The 25,834-nt window shown below is 62.7% G+C and carries 28 protein-coding genes; 10 read left to right on the forward strand and 18 right to left on the reverse strand.

What is annotated here, in order from left to right; genetic code table 11:
• Nucleotides 1-240 precede the first annotated feature (240 nt).
• Together mprF and C2H86_RS05430 are read left to right on the forward strand one after the other, a co-directional pair.
• Entirely contained in the window at nucleotides 241-2,799 is a 2,559-nt protein-coding gene (gene mprF / locus C2H86_RS05425) for a bifunctional lysylphosphatidylglycerol flippase/synthetase MprF (RefSeq protein ID WP_430738579.1), read from the forward strand.
• Nucleotides 2,799-4,091 carry a virulence factor family protein gene (locus C2H86_RS05430; RefSeq protein ID WP_159411734.1) on the forward strand — a complete coding sequence of 431 codons (1,293 nt, stop codon included), beginning with the start codon at nucleotides 2,799-2,801 and terminating at the stop codon, nucleotides 4,089-4,091. The genes mprF and C2H86_RS05430 overlap by 1 nt, the downstream gene beginning before the upstream one ends.
• A 33-nt stretch (nucleotides 4,092-4,124) precedes the next feature.
• Here C2H86_RS05430 and C2H86_RS05435 read toward each other — a convergent pair whose 3' ends face one another.
• The 3 genes from C2H86_RS05435 to C2H86_RS05445 all read right to left on the reverse strand — a co-directional run bounded on the left by C2H86_RS05435 (nucleotide 4,125) and on the right by C2H86_RS05445 (nucleotide 6,755).
• Entirely contained in the window at nucleotides 4,125-6,035 is a 1,911-nt protein-coding gene (locus C2H86_RS05435) for a potassium transporter Kup (RefSeq protein ID WP_159411735.1), read from the reverse strand.
• 155 nt (nucleotides 6,036-6,190) lie between these two features.
• Nucleotides 6,191-6,517: a helix-turn-helix domain-containing protein gene (locus C2H86_RS05440; RefSeq protein WP_159411736.1), complete on the reverse strand. Its 327-nt coding sequence runs from the start codon at nucleotides 6,515-6,517 to the stop codon at nucleotides 6,191-6,193.
• A complete protein-coding gene (locus tag C2H86_RS05445; RefSeq protein WP_159411737.1) occupies nucleotides 6,501-6,755 on the reverse strand; it encodes a type II toxin-antitoxin system RelE family toxin in 255 nt (84 codons plus the stop codon). Before C2H86_RS05445 ends, C2H86_RS05440 begins: the two co-directional genes overlap by 17 nt.
• A 310-nt stretch (nucleotides 6,756-7,065) precedes the next feature.
• Between C2H86_RS05445 and rimO the strand changes: the two genes are divergently transcribed.
• Nucleotides 7,066-8,397 carry a 30S ribosomal protein S12 methylthiotransferase RimO gene (gene rimO / locus C2H86_RS05450; RefSeq protein ID WP_103445291.1) on the forward strand — a complete coding sequence of 444 codons (1,332 nt, stop codon included), beginning with the start codon at nucleotides 7,066-7,068 and terminating at the stop codon, nucleotides 8,395-8,397.
• 79 nt (nucleotides 8,398-8,476) lie between these two features.
• Here rimO and C2H86_RS05455 read toward each other — a convergent pair whose 3' ends face one another.
• The 4 genes from C2H86_RS05455 to C2H86_RS05470 form a co-directional block, all read right to left on the reverse strand.
• Nucleotides 8,477-9,226: a hypothetical protein gene (locus C2H86_RS05455; RefSeq protein WP_159413060.1), complete on the reverse strand. Its 750-nt coding sequence runs from the start codon at nucleotides 9,224-9,226 to the stop codon at nucleotides 8,477-8,479.
• A 53-nt stretch (nucleotides 9,227-9,279) separates the two neighbouring features.
• Nucleotides 9,280-10,923, reverse strand: coding sequence for a DUF5666 domain-containing protein (locus tag C2H86_RS05460; protein WP_159411738.1), 1,644 nt, complete (start codon nucleotides 10,921-10,923; stop codon nucleotides 9,280-9,282).
• Complete coding sequence (locus tag C2H86_RS05465; RefSeq protein WP_159411739.1) at nucleotides 10,920-11,765, reverse strand: DUF6502 family protein; 846 nt, start codon at nucleotides 11,763-11,765, stop codon at nucleotides 10,920-10,922. Before C2H86_RS05465 ends, C2H86_RS05460 begins: the two co-directional genes overlap by 4 nt.
• Nucleotides 11,766-11,957: 192 nt before the next feature.
• A complete protein-coding gene (locus C2H86_RS05470; protein WP_163986009.1) occupies nucleotides 11,958-12,647 on the reverse strand; it encodes a hypothetical protein in 690 nt (229 codons plus the stop codon).
• Nucleotides 12,648-12,855: 208 nt separating this feature from the next.
• Here C2H86_RS05470 and C2H86_RS05475 point away from each other — a divergent pair, with 208 nt between their 5' ends.
• From C2H86_RS05475 to tsaA, 4 genes are all read left to right on the forward strand, one after another.
• The gene (locus C2H86_RS05475) at nucleotides 12,856-13,311 is read left to right on the forward strand and encodes a GNAT family N-acetyltransferase (protein ID WP_159411742.1); all 456 of its coding nucleotides are present in this window, start codon (nucleotides 12,856-12,858) and stop codon (nucleotides 13,309-13,311) included.
• Nucleotides 13,312-13,430: 119 nt separating this feature from the next.
• The gene (locus tag C2H86_RS05480) at nucleotides 13,431-14,141 is read left to right on the forward strand and encodes an rRNA pseudouridine synthase (RefSeq protein WP_159411743.1); all 711 of its coding nucleotides are present in this window, start codon (nucleotides 13,431-13,433) and stop codon (nucleotides 14,139-14,141) included.
• Between the two features lie 47 nt (nucleotides 14,142-14,188).
• A complete protein-coding gene (locus tag C2H86_RS05485) occupies nucleotides 14,189-14,650 on the forward strand; it encodes a DUF1456 family protein (RefSeq protein WP_159411744.1) in 462 nt (153 codons plus the stop codon).
• A gap of 6 nt (nucleotides 14,651-14,656) precedes the next feature.
• On the forward strand, nucleotides 14,657-15,352 hold the full coding sequence (gene tsaA / locus C2H86_RS05490) for a tRNA (N6-threonylcarbamoyladenosine(37)-N6)-methyltransferase TrmO (protein ID WP_159411745.1): 696 nt from the start codon (nucleotides 14,657-14,659) through the stop codon (nucleotides 15,350-15,352).
• 68 nt (nucleotides 15,353-15,420) lie between these two features.
• Here tsaA and fpr read toward each other — a convergent pair whose 3' ends face one another.
• Nucleotides 15,421-16,200, reverse strand: coding sequence for a ferredoxin-NADP reductase (gene fpr, locus C2H86_RS05495; protein WP_159411746.1), 780 nt, complete (start codon nucleotides 16,198-16,200; stop codon nucleotides 15,421-15,423).
• Between the two features lie 117 nt (nucleotides 16,201-16,317).
• On the opposite strand from fpr, the gene finR reads away from it, so the two are divergent.
• Nucleotides 16,318-17,244, forward strand: a complete 927-nt coding sequence (finR, locus tag C2H86_RS05500) for a LysR family transcriptional regulator FinR (RefSeq protein ID WP_103445299.1) — start codon at nucleotides 16,318-16,320, stop codon at nucleotides 17,242-17,244.
• On the opposite strand, the gene C2H86_RS05505 is transcribed toward finR, so the two are convergent.
• The 3 genes from C2H86_RS05505 to C2H86_RS05515 form a co-directional block, all read right to left on the reverse strand.
• Nucleotides 17,241-17,606, reverse strand: a complete 366-nt coding sequence (locus C2H86_RS05505) for a diacylglycerol kinase (RefSeq protein WP_159411747.1) — start codon at nucleotides 17,604-17,606, stop codon at nucleotides 17,241-17,243. The two genes, finR and C2H86_RS05505, sit on opposite strands and share 4 nt — an antisense overlap.
• 73 nt (nucleotides 17,607-17,679) lie before the next feature.
• Nucleotides 17,680-18,330, reverse strand: coding sequence for a response regulator transcription factor ErdR (gene erdR, locus C2H86_RS05510; protein ID WP_159411748.1), 651 nt, complete (start codon nucleotides 18,328-18,330; stop codon nucleotides 17,680-17,682).
• 179 nt (nucleotides 18,331-18,509) lie between these two features.
• Nucleotides 18,510-19,220, reverse strand: a complete 711-nt coding sequence (locus C2H86_RS05515) for a tRNA-uridine aminocarboxypropyltransferase (protein ID WP_159411749.1) — start codon at nucleotides 19,218-19,220, stop codon at nucleotides 18,510-18,512.
• A gap of 224 nt (nucleotides 19,221-19,444) precedes the next feature.
• Here C2H86_RS05515 and C2H86_RS05520 point away from each other — a divergent pair, with 224 nt between their 5' ends.
• Nucleotides 19,445-19,864, forward strand: coding sequence for a quorum-sensing-regulated virulence factor family protein (locus tag C2H86_RS05520; protein ID WP_159411750.1), 420 nt, complete (start codon nucleotides 19,445-19,447; stop codon nucleotides 19,862-19,864).
• Here the strand turns inward: C2H86_RS05520 and C2H86_RS05525 are convergent, their stop codons facing one another.
• Complete coding sequence (locus C2H86_RS05525; protein WP_159411751.1) at nucleotides 19,865-20,068, reverse strand: hypothetical protein; 204 nt, start codon at nucleotides 20,066-20,068, stop codon at nucleotides 19,865-19,867.
• Between the two features lie 301 nt (nucleotides 20,069-20,369).
• On the opposite strand from C2H86_RS05525, the gene C2H86_RS05530 reads away from it, so the two are divergent.
• Nucleotides 20,370-21,488: an LOG family protein gene (locus C2H86_RS05530; protein ID WP_159411752.1), complete on the forward strand. Its 1,119-nt coding sequence runs from the start codon at nucleotides 20,370-20,372 to the stop codon at nucleotides 21,486-21,488.
• Between the two features lie 64 nt (nucleotides 21,489-21,552).
• Here C2H86_RS05530 and recX read toward each other — a convergent pair whose 3' ends face one another.
• The 6 genes from recX to C2H86_RS05560 all read right to left on the reverse strand — a co-directional run bounded on the left by recX (nucleotide 21,553) and on the right by C2H86_RS05560 (nucleotide 25,830).
• Nucleotides 21,553-22,023, reverse strand: a complete 471-nt coding sequence (gene recX / locus C2H86_RS05535) for a recombination regulator RecX (protein WP_110637259.1) — start codon at nucleotides 22,021-22,023, stop codon at nucleotides 21,553-21,555.
• A gap of 11 nt (nucleotides 22,024-22,034) precedes the next feature.
• A complete protein-coding gene (gene recA, locus C2H86_RS05540) occupies nucleotides 22,035-23,102 on the reverse strand; it encodes a recombinase RecA (protein ID WP_054883434.1) in 1,068 nt (355 codons plus the stop codon).
• Nucleotides 23,103-23,205: 103 nt separating this feature from the next.
• Entirely contained in the window at nucleotides 23,206-23,688 is a 483-nt protein-coding gene (locus C2H86_RS05545; protein ID WP_159411753.1) for a CinA family protein, read from the reverse strand.
• 58 nt (nucleotides 23,689-23,746) lie between these two features.
• Nucleotides 23,747-24,223: a lysis system i-spanin subunit Rz gene (locus tag C2H86_RS05550; RefSeq protein WP_159411754.1), complete on the reverse strand. Its 477-nt coding sequence runs from the start codon at nucleotides 24,221-24,223 to the stop codon at nucleotides 23,747-23,749.
• Nucleotides 24,220-24,768: a glycoside hydrolase family 19 protein gene (locus tag C2H86_RS05555; RefSeq protein ID WP_159411755.1), complete on the reverse strand. Its 549-nt coding sequence runs from the start codon at nucleotides 24,766-24,768 to the stop codon at nucleotides 24,220-24,222. The genes C2H86_RS05550 and C2H86_RS05555 overlap by 4 nt, the downstream gene beginning before the upstream one ends.
• 27 nt (nucleotides 24,769-24,795) lie before the next feature.
• A complete protein-coding gene (locus tag C2H86_RS05560) occupies nucleotides 24,796-25,830 on the reverse strand; it encodes a phage late control D family protein (protein WP_159411756.1) in 1,035 nt (344 codons plus the stop codon).
• Nucleotides 25,831-25,834 lie beyond the last annotated feature (4 nt).

The raw sequence follows: 25,834 nt of genomic DNA on the forward strand, positions 1-25,834 counted from the left end.
CTCGTTTGAGGTGTCGTCATGAGCATGAACTATCTTTAACACTGCCGGACGACTGAAAGTAACGTTGCCCGGAGTAATATCTGGATACGTTTACCAAAGGGACTTTCACTTGGCCGCAGCTCTTCCCCTCCTCGCGCAACACGCACGAGGCATCTCATGACATCGCACACCCCCGAACCCCAGGTGCCACTCGCCTCGGCACTGCCGACTGCTGCCCAGCGCCTGCCTTGGCTGGAACGAATGAGCCGTTACCGTCAGCCGATTGGCCTGGCCGTGACCTTGCTGCTGTTTGCCATGGCGCTGATCGCTTGTCGGCATCTGTTGAGCGAACTGGACATCTACGCCCTGCACGATGCCATGCTCGACGTCCCGGCAAAGTCGTTGATCGGTGCCCTGCTGGCGACAGTGGCAGGGTTCGTGATACTGCTGGGCTACGAGTGGTCGGCCAGCCGTTACGCGGCCGTCAAGCTGCCCCCGCGAACCTTGGTGATGGGCGGTTTCAGCGCTTTTGCCATTGGTAACGCGATCGGTCTGTCGATGCTCTCGGGCGGCTCCGTGCGTTACCGCTTGTATGCACGCCAGGGCCTCGGTGCCGCCGAAGTAGCACGCATGACCGTGTTTGCCAGCCTGTCCCTGGGGTGCGCACTGCCACCACTGGCGGCGCTGGCCACCTTGAGCAACCTGCCGGCAGCGGCAACCGCCCTGCGCTTGCCTTCGACATTGCTGGCCGTCATCGCCATCGCCGTCCTGGCCATCACTGCCTTGCTGGTGATCGGGCTGTATCGCCGTCGCCTGCCGGAACAGCCGCTGGCCGACAACCTGCTGGTCCAACTGGGCCGTCGCACCCTGCGCCTGCCCGGTGGCCGCCTGGCGGCCCTGCAGTTGCTGATCACCGCGCTGGACGTGGCCGCTGCAGCCACCGTGCTCTACCTGCTGCTGCCGGAGGCGCCTCCTTTCGGTGCCTTCGTGCTGGTCTACCTGCTGGCCCTGGCTGCTGGTGTGCTCAGCCACGTACCGGGTGGCGTCGGGGTATTCGAAGCGATCCTGCTGGCCGCCTTCGCCGACCAGCTTGGCGCCGCGCCACTGGCCGCCGCCCTGCTCCTGTACCGGCTGATCTACGTGGTGCTGCCGCTGCTGCTGGCCTGCGTGCTGCTGCTGGCCAACGAAGCACGCCGCCTGCTGTTCGCCCAGCAAGCGATCAAGGCGGCCTCGGGGCTCGGCGCACCGATCCTGGCAATTCTGGTGTTCCTGTCGGGCGTGGTGCTGCTGTTCTCCGGCGCCACCCCGGAAATCGACACGCGCCTGGAGCACATGGGCTTCCTCGTGCCACACCGATTGATCGATGCCTCGCACTTCGGCGCCAGCCTGATCGGCGTGCTCTGCCTGCTGCTGGCCCAGGGCCTGCGCCGGCGCCTTTCGGCAGCCTGGCTGCTGACCACTGTGTTGCTGCTGGTCGGCGCACTGCTGTCGATCCTCAAAGGCTTCGACTGGGAAGAAGCCAGTCTGCTGACCCTGACCGCTGCCCTGCTGGCCGTTTTCCGCCGCTCGTTCTACCGGCCGAGCCGGCTGCTCGAACTGCCGTTTTCACCGGTGTACCTGGTGGCCAGCGCCTGCGTGGTCGGCGCTTCGGTGTGGCTGCTGCTGTTTGCCTATCAGGACGTACCTTATACCCACAAGCTGTGGTGGCAGTTCACCCTCGATGCGGACGCGCCGCGCGGCCTGCGCGCCGCCTTGGGCAGCGCGGTGCTGCTGGTGATCGTCGCCTTGACCTGGCTGCTGCGCACCGCCCGTCCGGTCATTCACCTGCCTGACGACGTCGAGCTGCAGCGCGCCAACCGCATCCTGCTGGCCTCCGACCAGCCCGACGGTGGCCTGGCATTGACCGGCGACAAGGCATTGCTGTTCCACCCCAGCGACAATGCCTTCCTCATGTATGCCCGCCGCGGCCGCAGCCTGGTGGCGTTGTATGACCCGATCGGCCCGGCCCAGGAACGCGCCGAGATGATCTGGCAGTTCCGTGACCTGTGCGACCTGCACCACGCCCGCCCGGTGTTCTACCAAGTGCGCGCGGAAAACCTGCCGTTCTACATGGACATCGGCCTGACTGCCCTGAAGCTGGGCGAGGAAGCGCGGGTCGACCTGCGCCGCTTCGACCTCGAGGCCAAGGGCAAGGAAATGAAGGACCTGCGCTATACCTGGAACCGCGGTGGCCGGGATGGCCTGAGCCTGGAGATCCACGAACCTGGCCAGGCGCCGTTGGCCGAGCTCAAGGAGATCTCCGACGCCTGGCTGGGCGGCAAGAACGTACGTGAAAAAGGCTTCTCGCTGGGGCGCTTCAGCCCTGAGTATCTGCAGCACTTCCGTATCGCCCTGATTCGTTTCCAGGGCCGGCCGGTGGCCTTCGCCAACCTGCTGGAAACCCACAGCAACGAACTGGCCAGCCTCGACCTGATGCGCGCGCACCCCGAAGCGCCGAAGCTGACCATGGAATTCATGATGATCGGCTTGATCCTGCATTACAAAAGCCATGACTACGGCCGCTTCAGCCTGGGCATGGTCCCGCTTTCCGGCCTGCAGCCACGCCGCGGCGCACCCTTGACCCAACGCCTGGGCTCGATGGTGTTCCGACGTGGCGAGCAGCTCTACAACTTCCAGGGCCTGCGGCGCTTCAAGGACAAGTTCCAGCCGGACTGGGAACCTCGTTACATGGCCGTCCCGGCCGGGCTCGACCCGCTGGTGGCACTGGCCGATACTGCCGCCCTGATTGCCGGCGGCCTGACTGGATTGGTGAAACGTTGATGATCCGACGCTATTGGCTGTACGTACTGATTCCCCTGCTGCTGGCCGCCCTGGCCGGCGCCGCGGGCTTTTGGCTGTGGGCCCGCCCTGCCCCCGAGGCACGGCTGGAGCAGCTGACCCTGAATGACACCAGCATCATCCGCGTCACCCCGGGCGTGCACGCCAAGGCCCGGGTCGCCATCGGCGTGCCCCAGGACCAGGCCCTGACCGACAAGCAGCTGCTGGACCTGAGCCAGGCTGGCGAGGCGCAGCTGGTCCAGGTGATCCTGCCGCCGAACGACTGCACCAAGCAGCAACAGGCCATGGATCAGGCGCTGACCCAGCTTTCCGACAAACCGACCCTGGTCGCCGGCATCGGCCCTGGCGCAGCTCAGGCATGGCGCTGGCTGGCCACCCAGAGTGACGACAAGGCACGGGCCATTTCTGTCGACTTCACCCTGGAACAACCAGGTTGCAAGGTCGAGCTGCCGAAGTCGGCCGCCCACGGCCACTGGAACGTCGCCTGGAACGACAACCCGGACGACGCCAGTGCTGCCTTCGTGCGCGACCAAGCCAATGCCGAGACCAGCATCAGCGACTATGACATCCACTTGCCACAGGTGCTCAAGGCCCAGCTGACCCAGGCCCTGGTTGGCCGCGACGGCAACGCCCTGGCCATTCCGGTGGTAGAAGTCCCGGCCGGGCAGACCACCGACACCGTCACCCTGTTCCTGTCCGGTGACGGCGGCTGGCGCGACCTGGACCGCGACGTGGCCGGTGAAATGGCCAAGCTCGGCTACCCGGTGGTCGGTATCGACACCCTGCGCTACTACTGGCAGCACAAGACCCCGGAGCAAAGCGCCGCCGACCTGTCGGAACTGATGCAGCACTACCGTCAGAAGTGGGGCACCAAGCGTTTCGTGCTGACCGGCTATTCGTTCGGCGCCGACGTGCTGCCGGCCATCTACAACCGCCTGCCGGCTGAAGACCAGCAGCGTATCGACGCGGTCGTGCTGCTGGCGTTCGCCCGTAGCGGCAGCTTCGAGATCGAGGTTGAGGGCTGGCTGGGCAAGGAGGGCCAGGAAGCGCCTACCGGGCCGGAAATGGCCAGGCTACCGGCGTCCAAGGTGGTCTGCGTGTACGGTATCGAAGAGACCGACGAGAGCGGCTGCACCGACAAGACTGCAGTGGGCGAACGCATGAAGCTGCCAGGCGGCCACCACTTCGACGAGAACTACCCGGCGCTGGCCAAGCGCCTGATCGACGAGATCGAGACCCGCCAGGGCAAGTCCAGCGTCGCTGCACAGAACTGAAAATGACTGGGGCCGCTTTGCGGCCCCAATAACTCAGATCTCGACCTGAGTCCCCAGCTCGATCACTCTGTTCAACGGCAGGTTGAAGAAGCGCAAGTTACCGTTGGCATTCTTCAGCAGGAACGCGAACAGGTTCCCCCGCCAGCGCGACATCCCCTCCAGACGCGACGCAATCACCGTTTCCCGGCTGAGGAAGTAGGTGGTACGCATCGGGCTGAAATCCAGTTCGTCCAGGTGACACAGCCTCAATGCCGCTGGCACGTCCGGCTCATCCATGAAGCCAAAGTGCAGCAACACGCGGAAGAAACCATCACCGTAGGCCTCGACCTCGAAACGCTCCTGCTCCGGCACCCGAGGGCGGTCTTCACTGACCACCGTCAACAGCACCACCTGGCTGTGCAGCACCTGGTTATGCAACATGTTGTGCAGCAGCGCATGAGGCACCGCATCTGCCCGCGCCGTCAGAAACACCGCTGTGCCTTCGACTCGATGTGGCGGCTGCACGCGGATGCTGCTGATGAACACCGGCAGTGGAAGCCCGCCTTCATCGATACGCTCCACCAGGATCTGCTTGCCGCGCTTCCAGGTGCTCATCAGCAGGTACAGCACGCCGCCTGCCAGCACCGGGAAGGCACCGCCCTGGACGATCTTCGGCACGTTGGCAGCGAAGAACAGCCCATCGACGAAGAGGAAGCCGACCAGAATCGGCACCGCCAGCACCGGTGGCCATTTCCACAACAGCAGCATCACCGCCGACACCAGGATGGTGGTCATCAGCATCGTCCCGGTCACGGCCACACCGTAAGCCGCCGCCAGGGCGCCGGAGGACTCGAAGCCGATCACCAGCAGCACCACGCCGACCATCAATGTCCAGTTCACCGCCCCGATGTAGATCTGTCCCTGCTCGTCGCTGGAAGTATGCTGGATCTGCATGCGCGGGATATAGCCCAGCTGGATGGCCTGGCGGGTCAGGGAAAAGGCACCGGAAATCACCGCCTGCGAGGCGATGACCGTGGCCATGGTCGCCAGCCCGACCATTGGCAACAGCGCCCAGCCTGGCGCCAGCAGGTAGAACGGGTTGCGAGCGGCTTCAGGGTTCTGCAGCAATATCGCGCCCTGGCCGAAGTAATTGAGCACCAGTGCCGGCAGCACCAGGGCGAACCAGGCGCGGGCGATGGGTTTGCGCCCGAAGTGGCCCATGTCGGCATACAGCGCCTCGGCACCGGTCAGCGCCAGCACCACCGCGCCGAGCACGGCCACGCCGATGCCGGGGTGTACGACGAAGAAATTCACTGCCCAGCCAGGGTTGAACGCCTTGAGCACTTCCGGGCTCTGGGAAATGCCATGCGCGCCCAGCGCGGCGAGCGCGAGGAACCAGACCACCATGATCGGGCCGAACAGCTTGCCGATCTTGTCGGTGCCGTGCTTCTGCACCAGAAACAAGGCCACCAGCACCACCAGCGAAATGGGTACCACCCAGTGGTCGATACCGTCAAAGGCCAGGCCCATGCCCTCTACGGCGGATAACACCGACACCGCAGGGGTGATCATGCTGTCGCCATAGAACAGCGAGGCGCCGATCAGGCCGCAGACGACCATCAGCGAACGCAGGCGCGGGTAAGCCGCGGTGGCCCGCCGCGCCAGCGCGGTCAATGCCATGGTACCGCCCTCGCCCTGGTTGTCGGCGCGCAGGATGAACATCACGTACTTGAACGACACCACCCACAGCAGTGACCAAAGGATCAGCGAGAGGATCCCCAGCACGCCATCATGGTTGGCCGGCACCCCGTAACCGCCGGTAAAGACCTCTTTGAGGGTATACAAGGGGCTGGTACCGATATCGCCATACACCACCCCGACCGCTGCCACGAGCAGGCCCAACGACCGTGTCGCCCCCTGCTTCCCCGCGTGCCCGCCTTCGGCGTGACTGCTTGCCTGAACCATCGAACACTCCCGCAGATGGCCTTGAAGGCCGGTAGAATTCACGCCTGCGTCAGGGGCATGCATAAACCCCGGCACAATGGCGCGAAGCATAGCGCAGCGTTCGTCGCTTTTCTGCTGGTCACGCTCCCGACTCAGGCAAACATAACCGGTAAGCGCTAGAGGTCCAGGGACTGCACCGGAATGCCCAGCGCAGCCGCAATCTTCTCGCGAGTGGCCTTGCGCGGCCGCTCGGCTGCCTCCTGCTGAGCATAGGCCGACTGCGAGATACCCAGGCGCTGGGCAACTTCAGACTGGGTCAGGTCCAGATGTCTGCGCCAAGCAGCTATGGCGGTCATGCCCTCCTTTACCATGTAGCCAACGACCTCGTTGGGCACCAGGTCGTGCTGGGGGCGGTTGGCAATGTAATCGGCATACGGCAACACCACGAAGGCGGGGCGACCGTCGGCGCCGTGGATGATCTGTACGTTAGTAGGTGTGCTCATCGCGTTTCCTGACCTCCTCGATATTGACGATTTTAACGCTGCCATCCCAGTCGAAAAGGATGCGGTAATTGCCGACCCTCAGTCGGTAGCCAAATTGGTGATTGGCCAATGCCTTGACACTCTGAACGTCCGGCATACCGGCCAGTGCCTGGGCGGCATCGTAGATCTTCGGCTGATCGAGCTTGTTGATTTTCCTGAGTTGCTTCACTGCTTTGCGTGACCAGTTGATCGTATTCATATCCACGCCGTTCTTATAAGCAAACTATAAGTCTTGAATAAGTTCAAGAGTAGGTATTTCAAGCGAGGAAAAGGGTGACGAGTGGGCACACTCCACTCAAGGGGAACCATTGCCGAGCTGTGTTTCCGGGTTTTGCCATGCACACGCCGCTGCCGCTATCGCCATAGCGCAGCGTTCGTCGCTTTTCTGCTGGTCAAGCGACCGTGCGCTCGATAGAATTGCGCACTTTTTGATCAGAGGCGCCGAAAGCGCCCGTCAAGATCGCCCCCGTCTTCGGCTGGGCGAACTGCATTCAATACCGAGGTTAGTCATGTCCACCACTCCCGCCACCCCCAAGGTTGGTTTCGTCAGCCTGGGTTGCCCCAAGGCCCTGGTCGATTCCGAGCGCATCCTGACCCAGCTGCGCATGGAAGGCTATGAAGTCGTGCCCACCTACGAGGACGCCGATGTAGTGGTGGTCAACACCTGCGGCTTCATCGACAGCGCCAAGGCCGAGTCGCTCGAAGTCATCGGTGAAGCGATCAAGGAAAACGGCAAGGTCATCGTCACCGGCTGCATGGGTGTCGACGAAGGCAATATCCGTGACGTGCACCCGAGCGTGCTGTCGGTGACCGGCCCGCAGCAGTACGAGCAGGTGGTCAATGCCGTTCACGAAGTGGTGCCGCCACGCCAGGATCACAACCCGTTGATCGACCTGGTGCCGCCTCAGGGCGTCAAGCTGACCCCGCGCCACTACGCTTACCTGAAGATTTCCGAAGGCTGCAACCACAGCTGCAGCTTCTGCATCATCCCGTCGATGCGTGGCAAGCTGGTCAGCCGCCCGGTCGGTGAAGTGCTGAGCGAGGCCGAGCGCCTGGTCAAGGCCGGCGTCAAGGAGATCCTGGTGATTTCCCAGGACACCAGCGCCTATGGCGTCGATGTCAAATACAAGACCGACTTCTGGAATGGCCGCCCGGTCAAGACCCGCATGCTCGAACTGTGCGAAGCGCTGAGCAGCCTGGGTGCCTGGGTGCGCCTGCACTACGTCTACCCGTACCCGAACGTCGACGACGTGATCCCGCTGATGGCCGCCGGCAAGATCCTGCCGTACCTGGACATCCCGTTCCAGCACGCCAGCCCCAAGGTACTCAAGTCGATGAAGCGCCCAGCCTTCGAAGACCGTACCCTGGCACGCATCAAGAACTGGCGCGAGCAATGCCCCGAGCTGGTGATCCGCTCGACCTTCATCGTCGGCTTCCCTGGCGAGACCGAAGAAGACTTCCAGTACCTGCTGGACTGGCTCACCGAAGCCCAGCTCGACCGCGTCGGCTGCTTCCAGTACTCGCCAGTCGAAGGTGCCCCGGCCAATGACCTGGGCCTGGAAGAAGTACCGGATGACGTCAAGCAGGACCGTTGGGACCGCTTCATGGCGCACCAGCAGGCCATCAGCGCCGCCCGCCTGCAAATGCGCATCGGCAAGGAAATCGAAGTGCTGATCGACGAAGTCGAGGAGCAGGGTTCGGTTGGCCGCAGCTTCTTCGATGCCCCGGAAATCGACGGCAGCGTGTTCATCGACGGTAACCACGGCTTCAAGCCGGGCGACAAAGTGCGTTGCCGCGTGGTGGATGCCGACGAATACGACATGTGGGCCGAGCCCGTTTAAGGCAGCCTGCGCATGAAAAAGCCCCTGCCGGGTATTCCCAATGTGGAAATACCCGGCAGGGGCTTTTTTTCGTCAGAAGTCAGAAGGTGTGAAAAACCATCATTCCAGCTTCTGCATCGGGGCTGGCATCGGAAAAACCCTTGACTGCATACAGTTGAATCTTCCATTCCCGGTTGAGCTTGTGGGTCAGGAACAGGGTCAGCTCCTGGATCTCCGAGCCTGTCGAAACAACTTTTTGCCGCCAGTCGTACGAGGCGCCCGCCGAGGTGCCCTGCGCCACAGGAATGGCAAAACCCAGGCTGGTAAAGATCGGATCCCTGAAATTGCTGTCGGGCGGGTCGCCGAACTTCTTCCAGCCCAGGGTTGCGAAGCCGGTCACCGGGCCGAATGCCTGGGCGATATCGACCTGGCCGGTATAGTCGTACTCGCCGGTGCCCAGGCACTCTTTTTCATCTGCAGTGGGGAATTTGACCTTGCCGATGAGGTCCAGCATCAGGCCGCCGTCACTGCCGTCGAGCAGTGCATAATCGGCGCTGGCAACCGTATCACCCAGCCCGCTCTCCACCGCATGGCATCCACCGGGCAAGGGGTCACCATTGGGGCCTACTTCAGGGTTGGTGATGCGCAGCCAGGGCACAGTGACTTTGTAGGTCATGGGGCCGGTTTCGTACTTGCCGACCACAGGGACGTACCAGATTTCCGAGGTGGTACCCGTGCCATAGTCGCCACTCGAATAGTCCATGCCAATGGAGGCGCTAAAAGTATCGGCCTGGACCGACGCACCGGTACAGGACAGCAAGCAGGCGAAAAGAGGGAGCGTGGGTCTCATCTGCACCTCGGGTTCCGTCGGGAAGTGTGATCGGGCTTACCCAGCCTAGTTGCCTAACGCCCGGACCGCTCCGGATGCTCTACTTTTTCGACCTTCTCGACTTTTTCTATCGTTTCGGGCTTTTCGACTCTCTCTACTTTTTCAACTTTTTCCACTTTCTCGACTTTTTCAGGCTTTTCGACCTTTTCGACCTTTTCCACCTTCTCGACTTTCTCAGGCCTTTCGACCTTTTCGACTTTTTCCACCTTCTCGACTTTCTCAGGCCTTTCGACCTTTTCGACTTTCTCCACCCTCTCGACTTTCTCGGGTTTTTCGACTTTCTCTACTTTCTCGACCCTTTCCACCTTCTCGACTTTCTCGGGCTCAACTTTCTCAACATGCTCGACCTTCTCCACACGATCGGAACTGCCACTGTTGCTGGTCTCGCGTTGCTCCACGCTGTCGACATGCCCTGACTTTCCTGACCTGTCTTCACTTTTAACGCTGTCATGGCCACTGGAGTCGCTGATCGAACTCCGTTCACTGTGATCGTCACTGTCTTCGCTGCGGCTGCTAGAGGTCCCACGCTCACTCTGGCCACTGTTGCTCGAGCTGCCCGAGCCGCTGGTACCGTGCTCGCTGTTAAGCCCGGAATGCCCTTTGTCCGCACGGTCGCCTCGGTCATCATCGAACTCGATGCGGGAAGCCCGTAGCTCGTGCGTGGCACTGAATACCCCGCTTACCCGCACCCGTTGATCAAGCGCAATGGCAGAAGGCTGCTTGCCGACGATCACGGCATCCTGCCCCAGCGTCACGTTGATGCCGCCGACTACCAGCTGTCGCGCCTGGGTGCGCTGCACCAGCCCCTCGATCACCGCAGTCTGCACCCTGCCAGCAAACGGCAGGCTCGGGTCAGCGCGGGTTTGCGCGACTTCCAGCTGGCTCCCGGTCCATTGGCCGCGCACCAGCATTTCCCGCGCCGGCGCCACGCGGGTCCCGAGCTTCAGCCCCTGCAGGCTGCCGGGGCGATCGACAGTACCGATGGCACTGGCCTCCCTGAGCTCTGGCGCCCGCTCGATACGGCTAGCCACCACTTCACCTGCCGCATCGCGCAGGCCGCTGACCCTGACCGGCTCGCCCGGGCGCAACCCTTCCGCCACACGCGCCCCGGCGGCAAGGCGCACAGGTTGACCCATGACCCGCAGTGGCCCCGAAGCATTCGGCAGTGCCGTCAGCGGCCCCTCGTAAACGTTGAGAATCGCGATGCGCCCGGCTTGCAGGCCGCGCTGCGTGCCATAGGCCTCCACCGCGACAACCTGGCCGATCGCCAGATGAGCGCTGCTGGCAGGGGCACCGTTTTCACTCACCGGTACATCCTTGCCGTAGTGCACTTCCTGGCCATTGACGCAGATCGAAGCGAACCCAGTGATGGTGCCGACAATCCCCGTGCCCCCGGTACCGCCTGGGCGTTGGATCGGCGCCCCCGTGCCACCCACCCCGCCGTTGTCATTGCGCACGCCGGTTCCGCCAACACCGCCGGTTCTGGCGCCTGTACCACCGGTGCCCCCCGGGAACTGCATGCCCGCAGCCCCAGCCATACCCACTTCATCACGGCTGACACAAACCGGTGCTGCAACCACCTCGGCAGGCGCCACCAGGCTCAGCCCGAAACCCAGGGCGAGTGCGACGAGGCTGATGCAGCGCGCGAGGGGGGTCATGATTCGGCTGTCTTCGACGAATCGGGGTCGGTGGCTTCAGTGTAGAAATACAGCCCCACGGTAATGCGCTGGCGTTCCTCGTGGCTTGGCACGTCGGTGTTTTCCAGCTCGGCGGCCAACCGGCTGAATGCCAGCAAGGTTTGCATGCCATCCTTGGAGACCGCTTCACGCAGCGTGCCGACGCTGGCCGAAGTCAGGGCATCGTAGTGCACGCTGCGTTCGAAAAACGGCACGCCTTCGCCAGTGAGGTTGTGCACCGCTGCGCAGGCGTGGTCATGCAGGTTGTGGCCAAAATACGCGGCTTTCTCTTCGAAGCCCTTCTGCGGCACGAATGCCTGGGCTTCGAGGTGAACGCAATCCTGATCATCAAGGCGAACGATACCCAGGCGCAGCCACTCATCCAGCACCACCCGCCCGCGGATGTCCGTGCTGATCTTCGCCACCAGGGCATCGAAAGAACAATCGCCGCCAACGCTGGCGAGCCGTGGCAGCGCCAACGCCTGCCCGGCCTCGGAGCAGAACGGCAGGCTAGTGGTCCATACATTCACCAGTTGCGCACCTAAGGTGATGTTTTCCGGCAGCTCAGCGTCAGCCGCGTCGTTTTCACTTCGCAGCCGTCGGACATCCTTGCGATGCACGCCGGTAAGCAGGCTGATGCGGCTGTCTGTCGGCACCTTGTCGTCCAGGCGAAACTCGCGATGAGCCACGTCGACGAAGACTTCCTTGAGCACGTCGGTGAACATCGTGTAGGTCACCCCTTTGCGCAGCATCAGGCGTATCAGGGGGCGCATGACCCTGCGCAGTGCGCTCAACATGGACGGGGGGATAGAGGGCGATTGCATGGAGCGCATTCCTTGACAGTTGAACCCAGCATACGACGCGGGAAAAGATCCCGCACGAACTGTAACTACTTCCCAAAAAGAATGAGAAAAAGCTGTCGGCGCTCACTGCAAACGCGTGATAGGGCTGCATCGCCCGAGACCCGCTCATACAAAACCCGTCCCCTGGGTCTTGTACGGGCTGTTCACTAGCAATCAGCTTCTGCTGTTGTCATCGCCGACTTCACCGGCGGCATGAGCGCCGCGGTCATCACCCTGTTCGCGACCCACATGGTTGCCATTATCGTCGCCAGGTTCACTACCAACGTGATTGCCATGATCGTCGCCAGGCTCACCGCCAACATGATTGCCATGATCGTCACCGGGCTCACCGCCAACATGATTGCCATGATCTTCACCGGGCTCACCGCCAACGTGATTGCCATGATCATCACCCGCTTCAGCATGGTTGCTGCTGCGACCGGAGTTTGAACTGCCATCGTGGCCCTGGCCTGCTTCACCATGGCCGCTGCCACTGTTGCCAGCATGGCCGCCGCTGCCGCTGCCACTACCGCCGTGGCCGCCACCGCTGCCGCTGCCGTGGCCACCACCGCCACCGCCGCCACTTCCGCCGCCACCGCCGTGGCCACCACCGCCACCGCCGCCACTTCCGCCGCCACCGCCGTGGCCACCACCGCCACCGCCGCCACTTCCGCCGCCACCGCCGTGGCCACCACCACCACCGCCACCGCCACCGCCACCGCCGCCACCGTGTCCGCCACCACCACCGCCGCCATCCTTGGCATAGGCACTGGAGCCATGAGAAATCGAATCTGGAACCAAAACGATGGCCGTCGACAGCACGCCTGCAACGGCAACCGCCAGTAGAGCCTTTTTGAACAGCATGTGGATTTGCATTTTCCGTCTCCAGGTCTTCGCCATGAGAACGCCAAATCAAGCCGGGAATCTGTTGTAAGTTCTTTCTTTTAAGCGTGGGAATTTTTCCCACGCACAATTAATAGACCTCTGCGCCCCAGGCTTCAAGCCACGCGCGGAGAAGCCGACCAGTGGTTGGCCTGCTATGTTTGCCCTATCGCCTTGGAGGAACACCGGCATGCATTCGGTTCTGACGCTGCACACCCCGCGCTACAGCGACTACAGCGATCTGGTGCAGATCTGGGAAGACTCGGTACGCGCGACCCATGACTTCCTTCCCGAGGCCTACATCCTTCTGCTGCGCGACCAGGTACTGCGCCGCTACCTCGACGCAGTGATGCTGATCTGCTGCAAGGATCGCCAGCGCATCTGCGGCTTTGCCGGAGTCGCCAACGGCTGTGTGCACATGCTGTTCGTCGCACCGGACTACCGCGGCAAGGGTGTTGGCAGGCGCCTGCTGCGTTATGCGATAGACGAATTGAATGCCGAACGCCTGGACGTCAACGAACAGAATCCGCAAGCCCTGGGCTTCTACTTGCACGAAGGCTTCGAAGTGGTCGGCCGCTCGGAAAAGGATGGTTTGGGGCAGCCCTATCCCCTTCTGCACATGAGGCTGATTCCTACAGCGTCTTAGGGCGGCGTCCGAATATGCCGTAGTCTGCGTCCAAAACGGTGCATTTGACACAGATTCCCATCATCAACCGCGCACAGGCAGGTACAATGTCGGTCTTTCCCTGCCTTGCGAATTGCCCCATGTCCGAACCCGTCCGCCTGTCCAAACGCCTCATCGAGCAGCTTGGTTGCTCCCGCCGCGAGGCCGAGCTGTACATCGAAGGAGGCTGGGTCACGGTCGATGGCGTGGTGGTCGAGCAGCCCCAGTTCAAAGTCGACGAGCAGCGCGTCGAACTGCTGCCGGGAGCACGCGCCGAGGCATTGGACCCCGTGACCCTGCTGATGCACCAAGCGGCCGGTGTCGACAGCGAATCCGCCCGCGCCAGCATCAACATGGGCAACCTCAGCGAGGCCCACCGCGAAGGCGTACGGCCCCTGCACGGGCACTTTGCCCGCCTGACCTGCCTGGCGCCGCTGGAACGTGGCGCCACCGGCCTGCAGGTGTTCACCCAGGACTGGCGCGTCACCCGCAAGATCGACGCCGACCTGCGCCGCATGGAGCAGGAATACATCATCGAAGTGCGCGGTGAGACCACGCCTCAGGCCCTGGAGCGCCTGGCGCGCGGTGCGACGCGTAATGACCGGGAGCTGCCCAAGGCCAAGGCCAGCTGGCAGAACGAGACCCACTTACGCCTGGTCGTGAAAAACCCGCAACCCGGGCAGATCAGCGAGCTGTGTGCCTACCTGCGCCTGGAAGTGCTGGGCATGCGCCGCATTCGCCTGGGCGGTGTATCGATGGGCAAGCTGCCCGTGGGACAGTGGCGTTACCTGGCAGCCACCGAACGTTTCTAAGCAATACGCCACGCCCCGGCGTGGCTACTGAACAGGATTTTGCAGCAATGAACCACAACGATGTCCTGCGCAGCCTGCGCTACATGCTCAAGGTGAACGACGCCAAGATGGCCGAAATCATCGCGCTATCCGGCCTCGAAGTTAACCCGATCGTGCTCGCCACCTACTTGAAGAAGGAAGACGAAGCCGGTTTCGTGCGTTGCCCGGAGCGGGTCATGGCGCACTTCCTTGACGGCCTGGTGATCCATCGCCGTGGCAAGGACGACAGCCGCCCACCACAGCCGGTCGAGCTGCCGGTGACCAACAACACCATCCTGAAAAAATTGCGGGTGGCTTTCGAGCTCAAGGAAGAGGACCTGCACACCATCCTCAAGACGGTCAATTTCCCGGTGTCCAAGCCTGAACTCAGCGCGCTGTTCCGCAAGGTCGGGCATGACAACTATCGCCCGTGTGGCGACCAGCTGCTGCGCAATTTCCTCAAGGGCCTGACCCTGCGCGTGCGCGGCTGATTGGCCATGCAGCATACGGTTGCACCGGTCGGCATCGTCCGCTCCTGCTTCAAGGAGAAGTTTGCCATCCCGCGCCAGCCGCAGCTGGCGCCAGCTGCCCGCGGGGTGCTGGAACTGCTGCCGCCGTTCGATCAGGGCGATGCGGTGGCAGGGCTGGAGCAAGTCAGCCATGTCTGGTTGCTGTTCCTGTTCCACCAGGCGCTGGAAGACAAACCGCGCCTGAAAGTGCGCCCGCCACGGCTGGGCGGCAACAAGAGCATGGGTGTGTTCGCCACCCGCGCCACCCATCGCCCCAACGGCATCGGCCAATCGGTGGTACGCCTGGAGGGCGTGGAGCCAGGGCGCCTGCTGCTGTCCGGGATCGACCTGCTGGACGGTACGCCAGTACTGGACATCAAACCCTATGTCCCCTACGCCGACAGCGTTGCCGGGGCAAGCAACCTGATGGCCAGTGATGCGCCGGTGGCGATTGCCGTTGGCTGGAGCGACACTGCCCTGCCCCAGGCCCACGCGCATGGGTTGCGCATTGGCGAGCCGCTGGTGGAACTGATCGAGCAATGCCTGGCGCAGGACCCGCGTCCGGCCTATCAGGTGCCACCGCCGGAACGGGTGTACGGGGTAAAGTTCTGGGATGTTGAGGTCCGCTGGCATTACCCGCAACCGGATCAGATCCAGGTGCTGGAAGTCGTGCGGGAAGGCTGAAAATCAGCACCTTGCAGGCATAAAAAAACGCAGACCCGGGTCTGCGTTTTTTCGTTGCTGCGTTCGTCTTATTTCTCGACGAAGGCACGCTCGATCAGGTAGTCACCCGGCTCGCGCATGCGCGGGGAGACCTTCAGGCCGAAGCTGTCGAGCACTTCGCTGGTCTCGTCGAGCATGCTCGGGCTGCCGCAGATCATCGCGCGGTCGTCTTCTGGGTTGATCGGTGGCAGGCCGATATCGGCGAACAGCTTGCCGCTGCGCATCAGGTCGGTCAGACGGCCCTGGTTCTCGAACGGCTCGCGGGTCACGGTCGGGTAGTAGATCAGCTTGTCACGGACCGACTCACCGAAGAACTCGTTCTGCGGCAGGTGCTCGGTGATGAACTCGCGGTAGGCCACTTCGTTGACGTAACGCACACCGTGAACCAGGATCACTTTTTCAAAGCGCTCGTAGGTTTCCGGGTCCTGGATGACGCTCATGAACGGCGCCAGGCCGGTGCCGGTGCTCAGCAGGTACAGGTGCTTGCCCGGTTTCAGGTCGTCGAGGACAAGGGTACCGGTTGGCTTCTTGCTGATGATGATCTCGTCGCCTTCCTTCAGGTGCTGCAGCTGCGAGGTCAGCGGGCCATCCGGGACCTTGATGCTGAAGAACTCCAGGTGCTCTTCCCAGTTCGGCGAAGCGATGGAATAGGCGCGCATGAGCGGACGGCCGCTTTCCTGCTGCAGGCCGATCATCACGAACTGACCGTTCTCGAAGCGCAGGCCCGGGTCGCGGGTGCACTTGAAGCTGAACAGGGTGTCGTTCCAGTGGTGCACACTGAGGACACGTTCGTGGTTCATGTTGCTCATCGATGGGGCTCCTGAAGAAAACGCAGCGCGCAAGACGCACAGTTGCGCGATAGTTTAGGGGCAGCGAGAATATCTGTTAACTGAATTATCAAGATATGTGTTATCGGTTATATAGATATGCGATTTACACTTCGTCAGCTCCAGGTATTCGTCGCCGTGGCCCAGCACCAGAGTGTGTCGCGGGCTGCCAGCGTGCTCGCGCTTTCACAGTCGGCGGCGAGCACTTCCATTACCGAACTTGAGCGGCAATCGAGCTGCCAGCTGTTCGACCGCGCCGGCAAGCGCCTGGCGCTCAATGCCCTGGGCCATCAGTTGCTGCCCCAGGCCGTCGCCCTGCTCGACCAGGCCAAGGAAATCGAAGACCTGCTCAACGGCAAGTCCGGCTTCGGTTCGCTGGCGGTCGGCGCCACGCTGACCATCGGCAACTACCTGGCCACCCTGCTGATCGGCAGCTTCATGCAGGTACACCCGGAGAGCCAGGTCAAGCTGCATGTGCAGAACACTGCGCATATCGTGCACCAGGTTGCGCAATACGAAATTGATCTGGGTCTGATCGAAGGTGACTGCAACCACCCGGATCTGGAGGTGCAGCCGTGGGTCGAGGACGAGCTGGTGGTGTTCTGCGCACCGCAACATCCATTGGCCAAGGCCGGACGCGCCGATGTCGAAGCTTTGTCGCAGGAGGCCTGGATCTTGCGCGAACAGGGTTCTGGCACACGCCTGACCTTCGACCAGGCCATGCGCCATCACCGCACCAGCCTGAACATCCGCCTGGAGCTGGAACATACCGAGGCGATCAAGCGTGCCGTGGAGTCGGGCCTGGGTATCGGCTGTATTTCCCGCCTGGCCCTGCGCGATGCCTTCCGCCGCGGCAGCCTGGTGCCGGTGGAGACGCCGGAGCTGGACCTGATGCGCCAGTTCTACTTCATCTGGCACAAGCAGAAATACCAGACCTCGGCGATGCGTGAATTCCTGGAGCTGTGCCGCAACTTCACTGCGGGCTTTACCCGCAGTGACGAGATCGTCTTGCCGCCGATCGCTTAAATCAGAATCACACCCCACACCAGCGCAACCATGCTCAACGCCACCAGCTGCGCGGCGCTGCCCATGTCCTTGGCGTTCTTCGACAACGGGTGGCGCTCCAGCGAGATGCGGTCGATGGCGGCTTCCACTGCCGAGTTGAACAGCTCGACGATCAGGCCGAGCAGGCACACGGCGATCATGATCGCCCGCTCGGCACGACTGACCGGTAGCCAGAAGGCGATCGGGATCAGCAGCACGTTGAGCAGTACCAGCTGGCGGAAGGCGGCCTCGCCCTTGAAGGCGGCGCGCAGGCCGTCCAGCGAATAGCCGGCGGCGTTGAAGATGCGTTTCAGGCCGGTCTGGCCCTTGAATGGCGATGTCATGTGAGTCACTTCACAACAGAAAGGCCAGCAGACTAGTGCGGCACGGGTCAAAAAAGCGTGAATCCAGGGGTTGTCAGCTGCTGGCAACCGATTCAAGTTGTTGCAGCAACAGCGCCGCCTGGGTGCGGGTGCGCACGCCCAGCTTGCGGAAGATGGCGGTTACATGGGCCTTGATGGTCGCTTCCGACACACTCAGTTCATAGGCGATCTGTTTGTTCAGCAAACCTTCGCAGACCATGGTCAGCACGCGGAACTGCTGTGGGGTGAGGCTGGCCAGGCCTTCGCTGGCGGCCTTGGCCTCGGCCGAGACATCGACCTTCTCGAAGGCTTGCGGTGGCCACCAGACATCGCCATCGAGCACTTTTCTCACGGCATCCTGAATGACTTCAAGGCCGCTGGACTTCGGAATGAAGCCGCTGGCACCGAACTCGCGGGACTTGACCACCACGGCGGCCTCTTCCTGCGCCGAGACCATAACCACCGGAATCTGCGGGTACTGGCCGCGCAGCAGGACCAGCCCGGAGAAGCCATAGGCTCCCGGCATGTTCAGGTCCAGCAGGACCAGGTCCCAGTCGGCTTTTTCGCTCAGGCGGGTTTCCAGTTCGGCGATGCTCGCCACTTCAACCAGGCGCACATCGGCGCCCAGGCCGAGGGTAACGGCCTGGCGCAGAGCGCTACGAAACAGCGGGTGGTCATCGGCTATCAGGATTTCGTATGTGGCCATCGATCTATGGATCCTGTTCTGTGCCAGGCGCATGCGGGGTAGTGAAGCGCCTGGCGGGGAATCGGCGCCAAGGATGCCGAGCACGGCTGGAGGTGGTCAAGCCAACTACCCTGCCGCCTCGCCCACCCTGGCTGCCAGCCCCGTCATTATGAACCAAAGTGAGACTTATGCCCCTTGGACTATAGGAAGGTATGCAAACGCTGGTGGGTGTCATCCTGATCATCCAGCGGCAGGCGACGCTTGCCACTGAGGTAATGCAGGCTGAACACGTCAAGGTAAGCATCCAGCGCCTCGGACGCCTGGTTGTCACCCGCCAGGTCCAGGCACATGGCAGCGACTTCGGCGGTGCAGAAATGATCGTCGCGCTTGGACCGGCGCAGGCGATAGCGCGACATCTGCTCGGCTTGCAGGCTCAGCACCGGGAAGCGATCGAGATACGGGCTCTTGCGGAACATCTTGCGGGCTTCGGTCCAGGTGGCATCGAGCAGGATGAACAACGGGCGCTTGCCGGGTTCGCGCACGACCTCGCTGACCACCCGCTCCTGGGCGACGAATTCGCCGGGGAAAACTATGTAGGGTTGCCACTGCGGGTCGTCGAGCAACGCCAGCAGGCCTTCGTCCACCGAGGTGCGCAGCCAGCCAAAAGCGCTTGTGTCTTCGATCAGGTCGGCGATCAGCCAGCCAGTATTGGTCGGCTTCAATGGCTCGGTGTCATGCATGATCAGGCACACGCCGGAATCGGCCTGCACCTTGGGCTTCCACGCACACAGGCAATGGGTGGCGATCACCCGGCAATCGGGGCAACGCTCGGCGCGTGAACCACGGGCAATAAAAGGCTTGATGCTGCGTGCCAGGCGCTCGGCACGCAGGCGTGCTACCGCGTGGCTCATGCTGGCAAGCCTGTGGACGGGTTGTGACTGGACACTGCAAAGACTCGGAAGGTGCAAAACGCCAGTCTACCAGAGCAGGCGCCATTTGGCCGTGCAGCACAAGCAACCGGTCCCTTATAATCGGCGCAATTGGCCACCATGAATTGCCTGCGCTGCAGCGGGTTTCATGGAACGCCCGCCGCCGGCGCATGTCAAAGCGCCAGTCATCGAACCAGGAGAGATTCATGCTGCGTCTTATCGTCCCGACCCTGAGCCTGCTGCTCACCCTGCCACTGGCAGCCCAGGCTGCCTCCAAGCAGGAGTTCGAGCTCAACAAGCTGCTGCAGAAGGTCGCCACGGAAAGCAGTGTCGGCACCCCTCGCGCCATCAACGAAGACATTCTCGATCAGGGCTACACCGTTGAAGGCAAGGCGCTGGTCAACCACCTCAGCGTCCGTGCCGAGCATGCCGCACGCATGCAACAAAATCCGGCCCAAGTCCGCAGCCAGTTGGGCGACAGCGTGTGCCGCAACAGTGGTTTCCGTAACCTCATGTCCAAAGGTGCGGTGATGGTCTATCGCTTCACCGTCTACAAGACCAACCAGCCGGTCATGGACCAGGCCTTCGATGCTGCCAGCTGCACCGCTGGCAATAAGAAGAACTGACTAGGTAACCCGCTCTCCCTCGGCGCGCCGCGGCTCTTCGTCGGCGCGCATATCTGCCAGCAGTGCCTGCAGGTAGCGTGACTGGCACTCAAGCGTTGCAAGCCTGCGACGACACTCTGTTTCCAGGCTCACATGGTGATCCTGGGCTGCATGTTCCAGCTGCTGGTAGAGCTGCCGGTCTACCTCGATGACCAAGCGATGCATACCGCCACCTCCTGCATCGACACGTTTCGCTTCTCCAGTTAACCAAACCCTCGCCGGAGCTGGTCGCAGGCCGACGAGTGGCCACTGTGTTCGCGCCAGCACGATCAGCCGCAACGGTCTAGATTGATAGCGAAGGCCCGAAAAACAACCAGCTGGACTGCCCCCCTGTCCACGGTCTTGAAGGGCTACTGCAATGCTCGGGATGCACACTCGAGTCACGGCAGCCAGCGACACACGTAGTGTCGCGGCCGGACCACAGCATGGGCCCGGTCAGAGGTTTTGCTGCAGAAGGAGACGTTGAATGCCTTACCAATCGAATGAACACTTGTTCAATCACTTCAGGGACCACGGCATCGACCTGAGCAAGATCGACCAGCAACTGCAACTGGTCGCGCCGGACAGCCCCAACCTGCCGCTATATCGCGACATGATGCTCACGGTCTTGCGCATGGCCCACGACGACAGCGACCGCTGGAGCGCCAAGATCACCTTGCAGGCCTTGCGCGAACTGGACCACTCGTTCCGCATGCTCCAGCGCTACCGGGGGCGACGCAAGGTCACCGTGTTCGGCTCGGCACGCACCCCCGTGGAACACCCGATGTACGCCCTGGCCCGTGAGCTGGGGGCGACCCTCGCCCGCTCCGAACTGATGGTCATTACCGGCGCTGGCGGCGGCATCATGGCGGCGGCCCACGAAGGCGCTGGCAGTGACCATAGCCTGGGTTTCAACATCACCCTCCCCTTTGAGCAGCATGCCAATGCCACGGTGGATGGCACCGACAAGCTGCTGCCGTTCCACTTCTTCTTCATTCGCAAGCTGTTCTTCGTCAAGGAAGCCGATGCACTGGTGCTCTGCCCCGGCGGCTTTGGCACCCTGGATGAAGCACTTGAAGTGTTGACGCTGATCCAGACCGGCAAGAGCCCACTGGTACCGGTGGTACTGCTGGACTCACCGGGTGGCACGTTCTGGCGCGACTGCCTGGCGTTCATCAGCCGCCAGCTCGAAGAAAACCGCTACATCCTGCCCAGTGACTTGAAGCTGCTGCGCCTGGTGCACAGCGCCGATGAGGCCGTCGAGGAAATCAACCAGTTCTACAGCAACTACCACTCCAGCCGCTGGCTGAAGAACCAGTTCGTGATCCGCATGCACCATCGGCTCAGCGAGGCCGCACTGCATGACATTCAGGAGGGGTTTGCCGACTTGCGCCTGAGTGGCCGGTATCACCAACACGCCGACAGCGGTGCCGAACACGAAGTGGGCAACTTCAGCCATCTGACGCGGCTGACGTTTGCCTTCAATGGTCGTGACCAGGGGCGACTGCGGGAACTGGTCGATTTCATCAACGTGCCGGAAAACTGGGCCAAGCCGGAGCCAATGCATACTACCCAGCGGGCTCGGGAGGCGTTGAAGGTCAGCTGAAGGGTAATTTTCGTGATAAAGCAAATGGCCTCATCGCTGGCACGCCAGCGATGAGGCCATTTGACTAGTAATCATCCAGATCCCGGCCGCTGAGCAACCTACCGATCATGTCCATGGGGAAACCGCGATAGGCAAGAAACCGGGTTTGCTGGGCGCGACTTCGAGGGTCCTGGGGGCGAAGCCCTGCGAACTTGCGCTGCCAGGTATCTTGCAGCAGCGCTGCCCAATCCACTTCGCTGTCACGCAGGGCCTGCTCGATATCACTTCGATTCAGCCCGCGCTGGCCAAGCTCCTCGCGAATACGCGCAGGACCATAGCCGGAGCCAGAACGGTATCGGATGAAACTCTCGAGATAACGGGCTTCGCTAAGCAGCCCTTCTTCAGCAAGCCGATCGAGCGCTGGCTCAATCAGTTCATCCGGGGCACCGCGCTGACGCAACTTGCGCGTCAGCTCGACGCGACCATGCTCGCGGCGCGCGAGCAGGTCCATGGCTGTCCGCCTGACGGCGACGGGGGTGTCGAGTACGGCGGACATACCAGCTGCTATCAATAACCGGCGTCGGCGTCAGCCATGTCGTCGGCATCAGCTTCAGCGGCAGCAGCCTTGCCAGCTTCGGCAACAGCACCGGCCTTGAGCAGCTTCTCGCGAATCTGCTTCTCGATCTCGGCACCAATGGCCGGGTTCTCTGCCAGGTACTTGGCCGCGTTGGCCTTGCCCTGACCGATCTTGTTGCCTTGGTAGGCGTACCAGGCACCGGACTTCTCTACCAGGCCTTGAGAAACACCCAGGTCGATGATTTCGCCGTTGCGGTAGATACCCTTGCCGTAAAGGATCTGGAACTCAGCCTGACGGAACGGAGGCGAGACCTTGTTCTTGACGATCTTGACGCGGGTTTCGCTGCCGACCACTTCGTCGCCTTCCTTGACCGCGCCAGTACGGCGGATGTCCAGGCGCACCGAGGCGTAGAACTTCAGGGCATTACCACCGGTGGTGGTTTCCGGGCTACCGAACATCACGCCGATCTTCATGCGGATCTGGTTGATGAAGATGACCAGGCAGTTGGCGTTCTTGATGTTACCGGTGATCTTGCGCAGCGCCTGGGACATCAGACGGGCCTGCAGGCCAACGTGCATGTCGCCCATTTCGCCTTCGATCTCGGCCTTCGGCACCAGCGCAGCCACGGAGTCGACGATGATCACGTCAACAGCGTTGGAGCGCACCAGCATGTCGGTGATTTCCAGGGCCTGTTCGCCGGTGTCCGGCTGCGAGACCAGCAGATCGTCGACGTTGACGCCCAGCTTGCCGGCGTATTCAGGGTCGAGGGCGTGTTCGGCGTCGACGAAGGCGCACGTTGCACCGTTCTTCTGAGCTTCGGCGATGACCGACAGGGTCAGCGTGGTTTTACCCGAGGATTCCGGGCCGTAGATTTCGACGATACGGCCTTTTGGCAGACCGCCGATGCCGAGCGCGATGTCCAGGCCCAGGGAGCCAGTGGATATGGCCGGGATGCCCTGGCGCTCGTGGTCGCCCATGCGCATGACCGCGCCTTTGCCGAATTGGCGTTCGATTTGACCCAGGGCCGCAGCCAAGGCGCGCTTCTTGTTGTCGTCCATTGAAATCCTCACGTGTTCGACTTGGCCCTGACGGCCGGAATACCTGTATAAGTAGCCAGTATTATTCCACAGGCAAGCGCGCGAGCAAACCCCTGTTGTCGATTTACTCGGCACCAAGCTGTAACAAGCCGTCTAACGCGGCGATCACCGTTTGTCGGCGCACGGCTTCGCGGTCACCGTCGAAGTGCCGGCGTTCGCTGGTTACCTGCTCGCCATCGGCCCAGGCCAGCCAAACGGTCCCCACCGGCTTTGCCGGCGAACCACCGTCGGGCCCGGCCACGCCACTGACGGCCACGGCAAAGCGTGCACCGCTGGCGGCCTGGGCGCCACGGGCCATGGCCTCCACCACCTCCTGGCTAACCGCGCCAACCTCGGCGAACAGCGCCTCGGGCACGTTCAGCTGACGGGTTTTCTGGGCATTGGAATAGGTTACGTAACCCGCCTCGAACCAGGCCGAGCTGCCGGGCACCCGGGTGATGGCCTCGGCGATACCACCGCCAGTGCAGGATTCGGCGGTGGTCACTTGCGCGCTGAAACGGCGCAGGTGTTCGCCAAGGCGGGTGGCGAGAACGGTGATCGGGTCCATGACAAGCTCCTTCAAGATTGCGCATTACCCTACCACCCTGACACCGCCAGACAAGGGATCAAGGCCGCAAGGCGCGCACATAATCCTGACAAGCCCGCAACGCCATCAACCCCCGGTCCCCTTCATCGGTGATGGCGATAATTCGTCGAGCATGCGCCGGCTCAAGTCCGGCGCGTACGGTTGCATGATCCACGCCGCCGGTGCCGGAGGCGGCAGGCACTGCGTTACAGACGGCGCCCCGCTCGACCAGGACCGACAAGCGCAGATCGGCAGTAGCAAGGCGATCACGCAGGCGGGCCTGAGACTGTTGCGCATCAGCAAGTTCCTTGAAATGACGGGTTTCACTTTCATCCAGGCGCTGCTCAAGTGCTTGGCGCTGACCGCGCTCGGCGAGCAGCCGGGCAGCCTCGGCATCGGCCTGGGCTTGCGCCTGCTGCGCCAGTTGCCGCCCATAGCGCCAGCCCTGAACCTGCCAGGCCAGCGCGGCGGACAGCAACAGCAGCAGTGCGCCAAGGCCCAGTTGCAAGCGGCTCAACACAACACCTCGCGCGCCCGCGCCCAGAGCTTGAGACGATCTTCCAGCCCGTTGAGCCCACCATTGATATGACGCGTGATGCGGTTGAACTCACCGCGGTCAGCCAGGGCATTGAGCCCACGCGAATGCCAGAACCACGCCGCCGACTCGCAGGCCCAACGCGGCTGTTCGAGCAACTGCGGTTGCGCCAGCAGGCGCTCGTCGCCGAACAGCGCACGGCTGCAGGCCTGATAGTTGTTGCGCCCGGTGACCTGGATCAGGCCGCGCCCGCAGTACAACTGACCATCGCCATCGGCCTGCGGCGTGTTGCCCAGGCGCAAGGCCAGGCTGCCGGTGTCATAGCGCGCCAGGTAGCGGTCGTTGCCCAGCTCCTTCACATAGCGGAACTGGCCGGACTCATGGCCGACCTGGGCAATGAACGCCGCCACACGCTTGGGGTTGTCGATTTCCCAGCGCGGCAGGGTAACGTTCAGTGCCGAAAGAAAAACGCCCGCAACAGGGCGGGAGTTCGGCAAAATCTGTAGCAATTGCGTTTCAGTGAGCATGTCTGTCACTCCTTCCCTGTATCGTCCTCAAGCCTTGATCGCGGCCTGACGGCGGGGCGCTGCGCCCTTGGCCTGGACCTTGCCCGTCTTGCCGCCATTGCCCTGCACCGTGGTGCGCCAGCCCGAGCCGGTGAACACCTGCTCCACCGAGTCGATCTGGTATTGCCCGTCAAGGCCATCGACAAAACCTTGCAGGTCGATGCTGCGCTCGGCGAACAGGTCGGTGCGCCCTGGCAGGTCGAGGCGCACATGGGCGGTGCTGCGGTTGAAGCTGGCCAGCCGCGCCTTGGCCGCCTGCTCGGCGGCGGTGCGGTTGGGGTACAGGTGACGGTCGGTGTGCACCGGCCGCTGGCCGTCCGCAGCGCCGTCATTGGCCAGCTCGACCGTCAACAACTCACCGCTGGCACTATCCTGGTGACGGGTACGCACCGCCTTGCGCGCGGATTTGTCGTCCAGGCGGAAATACCACTGGCTCACGTCGCTACGGGCAATAGCGACCACGCCCAGGGGTTTGCCGCTGGCGCTCTGCCCGCCTTGGCGCGGCAGCACCAGCAGTTGGCCGTTGGCGAGCTTGGCGGTGCTGTCGTACTGCAGGGCCAGGCGGGTGATGAAGTTGAAATCCGATTCGTTGTACTGATCGACCCTCGGCACCTGGGTGAGCACCGGGCAGATCGCCTGCCAGCCATTGCGTGCGCCGATTTCGGCGACGATGCGCTGCAGCGGCACGGCCTCCCAGCTGCCGCTGCGGATTGTCCGGCCCTTGCCGCGCAGGTCGCTGGCCTTGCCACGGATCACCAGGGTGTCGGGCGGGCCGGACAATTCGATCTCATCAACGGTGTATCGCCCCAGCCGGGTCAACGGCTGGCCGGCATACCCCAGATGCACCTCGATCAGCGCACCGCGCGCGGGCAGCGCCAAGGCGCCGTCACGGGCGTCGATGCGCAGTTCGAAGTCGTCCGACTCCATGCCCGGCTTGTCGGTGGTGCGCAGCAGCAACAGCCGGTCGTTGATCAGCGCAGTGATGTCCTTGCCGTCGGCCTGAATGCGAAATTGCGGTTGCATGGCA

It is taken from the genome of Pseudomonas putida, assembly GCF_009883635.2.
In the GTDB taxonomy this organism is placed as follows: Bacteria; Pseudomonadota; Gammaproteobacteria; order Pseudomonadales; family Pseudomonadaceae; genus Aquipseudomonas; species Aquipseudomonas putida_W.

Coding starts and splice junctions, on each gene's coding strand:
- mprF (WP_430738579.1), top strand. CDS start 241: ATGAGCCGTTACCGTCAGCCGATTGGCCTGGCCGTGACCTTGCTGCTG.
- C2H86_RS05430 (WP_159411734.1), top strand. CDS start 2,799: ATGATCCGACGCTATTGGCTGTACGTACTGATTCCCCTGCTGCTGGCC.
- C2H86_RS05435 (WP_159411735.1), bottom strand. CDS start 6,035: ATGGTTCAGGCAAGCAGTCACGCCGAAGGCGGGCACGCGGGGAAGCAG.
- C2H86_RS05440 (WP_159411736.1), bottom strand. CDS start 6,517: ATGAGCACACCTACTAACGTACAGATCATCCACGGCGCCGACGGTCGC.
- C2H86_RS05445 (WP_159411737.1), bottom strand. CDS start 6,755: ATGAATACGATCAACTGGTCACGCAAAGCAGTGAAGCAACTCAGGAAA.
- rimO (WP_103445291.1), top strand. CDS start 7,066: ATGTCCACCACTCCCGCCACCCCCAAGGTTGGTTTCGTCAGCCTGGGT.
- C2H86_RS05455 (WP_159413060.1), bottom strand. CDS start 9,226: ATGAGACCCACGCTCCCTCTTTTCGCCTGCTTGCTGTCCTGTACCGGT.
- C2H86_RS05460 (WP_159411738.1), bottom strand. CDS start 10,923: ATGACCCCCCTCGCGCGCTGCATCAGCCTCGTCGCACTCGCCCTGGGT.
- C2H86_RS05465 (WP_159411739.1), bottom strand. CDS start 11,765: ATGCAATCGCCCTCTATCCCCCCGTCCATGTTGAGCGCACTGCGCAGG.
- C2H86_RS05470 (WP_163986009.1), bottom strand. CDS start 12,647: ATGCTGTTCAAAAAGGCTCTACTGGCGGTTGCCGTTGCAGGCGTGCTG.
- C2H86_RS05475 (WP_159411742.1), top strand. CDS start 12,856: ATGCATTCGGTTCTGACGCTGCACACCCCGCGCTACAGCGACTACAGC.
- C2H86_RS05480 (WP_159411743.1), top strand. CDS start 13,431: ATGTCCGAACCCGTCCGCCTGTCCAAACGCCTCATCGAGCAGCTTGGT.
- C2H86_RS05485 (WP_159411744.1), top strand. CDS start 14,189: ATGAACCACAACGATGTCCTGCGCAGCCTGCGCTACATGCTCAAGGTG.
- tsaA (WP_159411745.1), top strand. CDS start 14,657: ATGCAGCATACGGTTGCACCGGTCGGCATCGTCCGCTCCTGCTTCAAG.
- fpr (WP_159411746.1), bottom strand. CDS start 16,200: ATGAGCAACATGAACCACGAACGTGTCCTCAGTGTGCACCACTGGAAC.
- finR (WP_103445299.1), top strand. CDS start 16,318: ATGCGATTTACACTTCGTCAGCTCCAGGTATTCGTCGCCGTGGCCCAG.
- C2H86_RS05505 (WP_159411747.1), bottom strand. CDS start 17,606: ATGACATCGCCATTCAAGGGCCAGACCGGCCTGAAACGCATCTTCAAC.
- erdR (WP_159411748.1), bottom strand. CDS start 18,330: ATGGCCACATACGAAATCCTGATAGCCGATGACCACCCGCTGTTTCGT.
- C2H86_RS05515 (WP_159411749.1), bottom strand. CDS start 19,220: ATGAGCCACGCGGTAGCACGCCTGCGTGCCGAGCGCCTGGCACGCAGC.
- C2H86_RS05520 (WP_159411750.1), top strand. CDS start 19,445: ATGCTGCGTCTTATCGTCCCGACCCTGAGCCTGCTGCTCACCCTGCCA.
- C2H86_RS05525 (WP_159411751.1), bottom strand. CDS start 20,068: ATGCATCGCTTGGTCATCGAGGTAGACCGGCAGCTCTACCAGCAGCTG.
- C2H86_RS05530 (WP_159411752.1), top strand. CDS start 20,370: ATGCCTTACCAATCGAATGAACACTTGTTCAATCACTTCAGGGACCAC.
- recX (WP_110637259.1), bottom strand. CDS start 22,023: ATGTCCGCCGTACTCGACACCCCCGTCGCCGTCAGGCGGACAGCCATG.
- recA (WP_054883434.1), bottom strand. CDS start 23,102: ATGGACGACAACAAGAAGCGCGCCTTGGCTGCGGCCCTGGGTCAAATC.
- C2H86_RS05545 (WP_159411753.1), bottom strand. CDS start 23,688: ATGGACCCGATCACCGTTCTCGCCACCCGCCTTGGCGAACACCTGCGC.
- C2H86_RS05555 (WP_159411755.1), bottom strand. CDS start 24,768: ATGCTCACTGAAACGCAATTGCTACAGATTTTGCCGAACTCCCGCCCT.
- C2H86_RS05560 (WP_159411756.1), bottom strand. CDS start 25,830: ATGCAACCGCAATTTCGCATTCAGGCCGACGGCAAGGACATCACTGCG.